At 70.5% G+C, this 6531-nt stretch carries 6 protein-coding genes and 1 pseudogene; 3 read left to right on the top strand and 4 right to left on the bottom strand.

The window, feature by feature from the left end:
* Positions 1-161 precede the first annotated feature (161 nt).
* The 4 genes from I4I78_RS28410 to dnaK form a co-directional block, all read right to left on the bottom strand.
* Entirely contained in the window at positions 162-635 is a 474-nt protein-coding gene (locus tag I4I78_RS28410; protein WP_308252417.1) for a heat shock protein transcriptional repressor HspR, read from the bottom strand.
* Between the two features lie 5 nt (positions 636-640).
* Positions 641-1858, bottom strand: a complete 1218-nt coding sequence (dnaJ, locus tag I4I78_RS28405) for a molecular chaperone DnaJ (protein ID WP_218614579.1) — start codon at positions 1856-1858, stop codon at positions 641-643.
* 79 nt (positions 1859-1937) lie between these two features.
* Positions 1938-2708: a nucleotide exchange factor GrpE gene (gene grpE / locus I4I78_RS28400; protein WP_218614578.1), complete on the bottom strand. Its 771-nt coding sequence runs from the start codon at positions 2706-2708 to the stop codon at positions 1938-1940.
* Positions 2705-4576 (bottom strand): molecular chaperone DnaK, encoded by a 1872-nt coding sequence (gene dnaK, locus I4I78_RS28395; RefSeq protein WP_218614577.1) that lies wholly within the window; start codon positions 4574-4576, stop codon positions 2705-2707. Before dnaK ends, grpE begins: the two co-directional genes overlap by 4 nt.
* Positions 4577-4858: 282 nt before the next feature.
* Here dnaK and I4I78_RS28390 point away from each other — a divergent pair, with 282 nt between their 5' ends.
* From I4I78_RS28390 to I4I78_RS28380, 3 genes and pseudogenes are all read left to right on the top strand, one after another.
* Positions 4859-5206 (top strand): PE domain-containing protein, encoded by a 348-nt coding sequence (locus tag I4I78_RS28390; RefSeq protein ID WP_218614576.1) that lies wholly within the window; start codon positions 4859-4861, stop codon positions 5204-5206.
* Positions 5203-5781: a DUF3558 domain-containing protein gene (locus I4I78_RS28385; RefSeq protein ID WP_218614575.1), complete on the top strand. Its 579-nt coding sequence runs from the start codon at positions 5203-5205 to the stop codon at positions 5779-5781. The genes I4I78_RS28390 and I4I78_RS28385 overlap by 4 nt, the downstream gene beginning before the upstream one ends.
* A 195-nt stretch (positions 5782-5976) precedes the next feature.
* Positions 5977-6531, top strand: a pseudogene (locus I4I78_RS28380) (hypothetical protein); the annotation flags it as partial.

Here is a 6531-nt window from a genome sequence, read left to right as displayed (position 1 = left end):
GGTGGGACCCCGCCCGGCCAACGAGCGACACCCTCGTCGCAAAGGTTCCGACGAAAGTGCCCGCCGCTACGGCCCGAGTCGCCCCGGCGCGCGCCTGCGCATGAATGAGCGGAGCTCTCGTCGCAGCCTGTGCGACGAGAGCTCCGCTCATTCGAGTGGGGTCAGTCCTTGCGGTCGGGGTGCCAGACGACCAGGGCGGAGCGGCGGTCGACCGGGACCAGGTCACGGCGGTAGGACCGGTGCACCGCGGCCGCGGCCTGGTGGCCGGCCGTCTGCGCGGCGGACAGCTCGGCGGTGAGCTCCTCGAGACGCTCACGCAGCTCACCGACCATCTGCTCCAGCTCGATGATCCGCTTCACCCCGGCGAGGTTGACGCCCTCGTCCTGGGACAGGCGCTGCACCTCGCGGAGCAGGGCGATGTCGCGGGCGGAGTAGCGGCGCCCGCCGCCGGCCGAGCGGCCCGGGCTGACCAGCCCGAGACGGTCGTAGCTGCGCAGCGTCTGGGCGTGCAGCCCGGCGAGTTCGGCGGCCACGGAGATCACGAACACCGGGCTGTCCGCGCCGGCACCGGGAGGGAGCCCGGTCTCGGTCGGGCGCGGGCCGTCGCCGACGCCGTGTCCCCGTCGTGCCGCCACCGCCGTCACCTCCCAGCGTTCCCGAGCAGGTCGGCCCGGGGGTCGAACGACTTCGTCGCCTCGGCGTAGGCCTGCAGCGCCTCGGTCGCCGCGTCGTCCAGCTTCTGCGGGACGGCCACCTCGACCGTGACGAGCAGGTCACCCTTCTTGCCGTTCTTGCGCTCCACCCCGCGCCCGCGCACCCGCAGGGTGCGGCCGCTGGTGGTGCCGGCCGGGATCTTCAGCGACACCGTCGCGTCCAATGTCGGCACGGTCAGGGTCGCACCCATCGCGAGCTCGGGGAAGGTCACCGGAACGGTGACGACGAGGTCGTCGGGGTTCTTCGGCGAACGGCCCAGCACCTTGTGCGGGGTCACGCGGACCAGTACGTAGAGATCACCCGCGGGTGCGCCGCCGCGTCCGGGCTCGCCCTGGCCTGCGAGACGGACCTTCTGCCCGTCGTCGACGCCGGCCGGCACCCGCACGGTCAGCGACCGGGTACGGGAGCTGATGCCCTCGCCGCGGCACTCCGGGCACGGGTCGTCGATGATCCGGCCGGTGCCGCGGCAGTCGCGGCACGGCTCGGAGAACGCGAACGACCCCTGGCTGCGGCTGACCAGCCCGACGCCGTTGCAGGTCGGGCAGTTCCGCGGCGTCGTCCCGGGCTTGGACCCGGTGCCGCCGCAACGCTCGCAACGACCGGGGGAGGACAGGCGGATCGGCAGCGTCGCGCCGCGCACCGCGTCCTCGAACGAGATCCGGACCTCGCTCTCGACGTCCGCGCCGCGCTGACCGCGCGGGGCGCTCGCCCCGCCACCACCGCGCCCGGCCTGGCCGAAGATCCCGCCGAGCAGGTCGTTGATGTCGGTCGCACCGCCGGCGCCGCCGCGGCCACCGGCCTGGCCGAACAGGTCACCGAGGTCGAAGCTCTGCGGCCCGCCCCCGGCGCCGCCACGCGGGAACCCTCCGCCACCGGGGAACCCACCGCCGCCGAAGCCGCCGCCACCGGCGAACATGTCGCGGGTCTCGTCGTACTCCTTGCGCTTGTCCTTGTCCGCGAGCACCCCGTAGGCCTCGGAGACGGTCTTGAACCGGGCCTCGGCCTTGGCGTCGCCCGGGTTGGCGTCGGGGTGCAGCTCGCGGGCGAGCTTGCGGTACGCCTTCTTGATCTCGTCCGCGGACGCCGTCTTCGAGACACCCAGCTCGCGGTAGTAGTCCTTCTCGATCCAGTCGCGCTGGGTCATCCCGCCTCCTCTCCGGCGTCAGCTCCGGCCCGGCGTCTGCCGGACCGGAGCCGCGCGTCCACGTCGATCGGCCCCGGCCTCAGACCGGGTTCTGCGGTTCGCCCGCGCCGGGCCCGCCGTCCGCGGGCTCCGCCCCGGGGTCGGTCGACGGCTCGGCCGCCTCGGCGACGACCTCGGGCGCGACGTCGTTCTCCGCGCGGTCCTGCACCGTGACCATGGCCGGGCGCAGCACCCGGTCGGAGATCCGGTAACCGCGGCGCAGCACGGCGGTCAGCACCGTGACGGTCGGCCCGCTCGCCTCGGCCGGTTCGTGCTGGACGGCCTCGTGCACGGCCGGGTCGAACAGCTCGCCCTCGATGCCGAACGGCTCCAGACCGAGCTTGTTCACCACCCCGACGACCTTGTCCGCCGCCGACTTGAAGGCACCGGTGAGGTCACCGTGCTGCTCGGCCCGCTCGAAGTCGTCGAGCACGGTGAGCAGGTCGGAGACGAACGAGACCTTGGCCGAGAGCAGCGTGCCCTCGCGGTCCCGGTCGGCCCGGCGCCGGTAGTTCGCGTACTCCGCGGAGACGCGCTGCAGGTCCGCGGTGCGCTCGGCGACCTCGGCCGTGAGCTTCTCCACCTCGGGGTCGGCACCGTCCCCGGGGCCGGCCGCCGGGCCGGGAGCGGACTCGCTCCCGGCCTCGGCGGCGTCGGCCGCGACACCGTCGCCGGTGTCCTCGGACCGTGCCTCACCGGTCACCGGGTCCACCCTGCGGCGGTCCCGGATCGTGACCGGCTCGTCCTGCTGCTTGCCGTGCTTCGCATCGCTGCCGACCGTCCTGTCCTGGGGAAGGTCGCCGGTGCTCACTTGGTGCCCTTGTCCTTGTCGTCGTCGTCCACGATCTCGGCGTCGACCACGTCGTCCTGGCCGGAGTCACCCGCGCCGGCGGCACCGGCGTCACCCTCGGCGCCCGGGGCAGCGCCCTCGGCGCCGGGCTGGGCGTAGAGCGCCGAACCCATCTTCTGGGACTCGGTGGCGAGCTTCTCCACCGACGCCTTGATGGCGTCGTTGTCGGTGCCCTTGAGCGCCTCCTGGGTCTCCCCGAGTGCGGCGTTCACCGAGTCCTTGACCTCGGACGGAAGCTTCTCGTCGTTCTCCTTGACGAACTTCTCCGTCTGGAACACGAGCGTCTCGGCCTGGTTGCGGGTCTCGACGTCCTCGCGGCGCTTGCGGTCCTCGTCCGCGTGCGCCTCGGCCTCCTGAACCATCCGGTCGATCTCGTCCTTGCCGAGGCTGGACCCGCCGGTGATCGTCATCTCCTGGCTCTTGCCGGTGCCCGTGTCCTTGGCGGACACGTTGACGATGCCGTTGGCGTCGATGTCGAACGACACCTCGATCTGCGGCACGCCACGCGGGGCCGGCGGGAGGCCGGTCAGCTCGAACATGCCGAGCTTCTTGTTGTACGCGGCGATCTCGCGCTCGCCCTGGAACACCTGGATCTGCACCGACGGCTGGTTGTCGTCGGCCGTGGTGAAGACCTCGGAGCGCTTGGTCGGGATCGTGGTGTTCTTCTCGATCAGCTTGGTCATCACGCCGCCCTTGGTCTCGATGCCCAGGGACAGCGGGGTGACGTCGAGGAGCAGGACGTCCTTGACCTCACCGCGGAGGACACCGGCCTGCAGCGCGGCGCCCGCGGCGACGACCTCGTCCGGGTTGACGCCCTTGTTGGGCTCCTTGCCGCCGGTGAGCTCCTTGACCAGCTCGGTCACGGCGGGCATCCGGGTGGAACCACCCACGAGCACGACGTGGTCGATCGAGCCGACCGGGATGCCGGCGTCCTTGACGACCTGGTTGAACGGGTTACGGGTCCGCTCGAGCAGGTCCGAGGTGATCTTCTGGAACTCCGCGCGGGACAGCGTCTCGTCCATGAACAGCGGGTTCTTGTCCGAGTCGACCGTGATGTAGGGCAGGTTGATGCCGGCCGAGGACGAGCTGGACAGCTCGATCTTCGCCTTCTCCGCGGCCTCGCGCAGCCGCTGCATCGCCATCTTGTCCTTGGTCAGGTCGATACCCTGGGCGGACTTGAACTTGTCCACGAGCCAGGTGACGATCCGCTCGTCCCAGTCGTCGCCGCCGAGGTGGTTGTCGCCGTTGGTCGCCTTGACCTCGACGACCCCCTCCGCGATCTCCAGCAGCGAGACGTCGAACGTGCCGCCACCGAGGTCGAAGACCAGGATGGTCTGCTCCTTGTCGCCCTTGTCCAGGCCGTAGGCCAGAGCGGCCGCGGTCGGCTCGTTGACGATCCGGAGCACGTTGAGACCGGCGATCTGCCCGGCCTCCTTGGTCGCCTGGCGCTGGGCGTCCTCGAAGTAGGCCGGCACGGTGATGACCGCGTCGGTGACCTCGTCGCCCAGGTAGGCCTCGGCGTCGCGCTTGAGCTTCTGCAGCACGCGGGAGCTGATCTCCTGCGGGCCGTAGGTCTTGCCGTCGATGTCCGACGTCTTCCAGTCCGTGCCGATGTGCCGCTTCACGGAGCGGAACGTGCGGTCGGAGTTCGTGACGGCCTGGTTCTTGGCCGACTGACCGACCAGTACCTCACCGTTGCGTGCGAACGCGACCACCGAGGGGGTCGTGCGGGACCCCTCCGAGTTCGCGATCACCGTCGGCTCGCCACCCTCGAGGACAGCGACGACGGAGTTGGTGGTCCCGAGGTCGATACCGACCGTACGAGCCATGGTGACTGCCTCCGTTTTTCATCTTGCGTACTTCAGGTCTGAGCGTGCTCGACTCAAGTTGTACCAGGACGGGGAGCGACGATCACATCGTCCTTGAGCATGCCCTGCTCAACTTGCTCGTACCCGAACCAACGGGCGGGCATGCAGAGTTGTTCCCGCCCGACTCAACTCTTTCCGAACACGCACCTCACCAGCGACGACGGCCGCCGCGGACGTCACGCGCGTGAACGACCCGTCCGAAACGGGCCCCTGCCCGTGTGTTGCGCACTACCCTCCCGAACCGTGGCCACCGAACCTTCAGCGCGCGCGTCGGACAGCCTGATGACGCAGGTGAACCGGGACAACGTGCTGCAGGTCCGCAACGTGATCCAGCAGCAGGTCAGAGAGATGCAGGACGCCCTGCAGTCGGCGACCCTCGGTTCTCACGTGAGGGCCTGCGGCGGCGATCCGATCTCGGCCGAGGCGACGCCCCTCTTCAACAGCAAGATCGCGAAGGTGCTCGAGCTCCACTGGGCGCACCTCGACGAACTGCGCGACGCGACCGAACAGCTGACCGCGACGGCCGAACGGTACGGCTACACCGAGGAAGAGATCGCGCGGTCGTTCGCGAAGTTCGAGGCCTCGCCATGACGGGGTACGGAGGAAACCGCGCCTGGGTCACGGCGATCGCGACGCTCGCGGCGATCGCCGTGGCGGGGTGCTCGGGCCCGTCGAGTACGGCACCGAGCCCGTTTCCTCCCCGCCCGGCAGAACTCCGGACAGCCGACATCGACCCGTGCTCCGTCATCACCGACACCGATCGGAGACGGCTGGGTGTCGAGCGAGGAACTGCCGGCGAGTCGGACGTCGGCATCGGCGCCCCGTCCCGGACGTGCGGGTGGCGGAACTTCGACGACGGGTACGGCTACAACGTCCAGACGATCCCCACTGCCGCCGGCGCAGCGCTCTCGGTACCGGGCTCGACAGTTCGGACGGTCAACGGCTTCGGTGCGGTCGAGAACGTGCCCGCGGACTACCAGGGCCCCGGGATTCCTCCGGCCTGCCAGCTGACCATTGACGTCGGGGAGGAACAGGCCGTACGGGTGCAGGTCCAGTCGAGCGATACCCGAGCCTCCGGTTCGCCCGAGGCGCTCGCAGAAGCATGTTCCCGCGCGAACGCCCTGGCCCACAGCGTGATGCGGAACCTCGTCGCCGCGCAGAGCTGACGAAGCGGAAACGACCGACGAAGGGATAGAACAGTGCCGTTGTCTCGATGCCACACCTTCGCCGGTTTCTACCTCGCCACGAAGTTCGGATGGGTCAACGGCAGCCCGGGGATGGAAGCCGTCGTTCCGGCGTCGGATGGCCTGCGCGGGCTCGGTGGGGCACTGTCGAGCGCATCCGGGAACGCACATACAAGCATGCAGAATCTTGGCGTCGGATGGTCCGGGCCGGCAGCGACCGCCGCGCAGAACTCGCTGGCCCGGTCCGCCGACAGCGCTTCCGAAACCACCGTCGTCACCACCAACGGCGCAGATCGGCTGCTCGACTACGGACGTTCCTACGAGCACATGCGCAACCAGATCGCGTTCGTCGATCCGGCGCAGTACAGCTGGGTGCAGCGCGCCGGGGACAACATCAGCGAGGGGTGGCAGTCGCTGTGGGGAAGCGGCGAGGACCACGTCTCGATCGGCGAGAGGAACCAGGCGAACGACGCCGCCGCCAACCGAGCGCTGCAGATGCACCAGGTTCGGACCGAGACCGCCGACAACAGGTTCACCACGGAGGCCGCCGCCGCGGCGCCGCACCCCGCGAACGACGCGCCGCCGCCGTCCGGTGTCTCCGCTCCGGGCGGGACGGCCCAGACCTCGGCCCCGCCGGCCGTCGCCGCGGCCGGTGGCGCGGACGGGGGTGGACGGACCGTCCCGGCACCGCCACCGGTGTCGCCTCCACCCGGACCCGCCTCACCCACCACG

The sequence above is a fragment of the Pseudonocardia sp. KRD291 genome (assembly GCF_019263595.1).
In the GTDB taxonomy this organism is placed as follows: domain Bacteria; phylum Actinomycetota; class Actinomycetes; order Mycobacteriales; family Pseudonocardiaceae; genus Pseudonocardia.
The sequence above is the reverse complement of the archived record's forward strand: the minus strand, read 5'-3'. Positions and strand labels throughout refer to the sequence as shown.